The sequence below is a fragment of the Neokomagataea anthophila genome (assembly GCF_018122595.1).
Lineage (GTDB): Bacteria > Pseudomonadota > Alphaproteobacteria > Acetobacterales > Acetobacteraceae > Gluconobacter > Gluconobacter anthophilus.
Window position 1 is genome coordinate 1 of the sequence record NZ_JAGRQH010000050.1, and the last position, 268, is coordinate 268.

1 protein-coding gene is annotated in these 268 nt (G+C 42.9%); it reads left to right on the forward strand.

Going from position 1 to position 268, the window contains the following annotated elements; all coding sequences use genetic code 11:
* Positions 1-44: 44 nt before the first annotated feature.
* Positions 45-268: hypothetical protein (locus tag KB213_RS12050; RefSeq protein WP_211683476.1), on the forward strand; the 224-nt coding region annotated here is incomplete at its 3' end.

A 268-nucleotide genomic window follows, 5' to 3' on the forward strand; every position in this document is an offset into this window, starting at 1 on the left:
ATTACTATGTATCACAATTGCAGCATGGAGCAAACAATAGTAGTTTGGTTCTTCGTCAAAGATGGGATGGTGTTTGGTCGTCTTGGCGGAGTATAGCATTTGAGGATGGGAACATAGCATCGGCAAATAAGCTTCGAACGCCCCGAAAGATTTTTGGACAGACATTTGACGGTTCTTCCGATATCAGTGGGATTATGAGTGGCGTTCGTAGTATTGGTGGAGAAAGTAATGCCTCTATTGATTATATTACATCCGCCGGTCATCACTT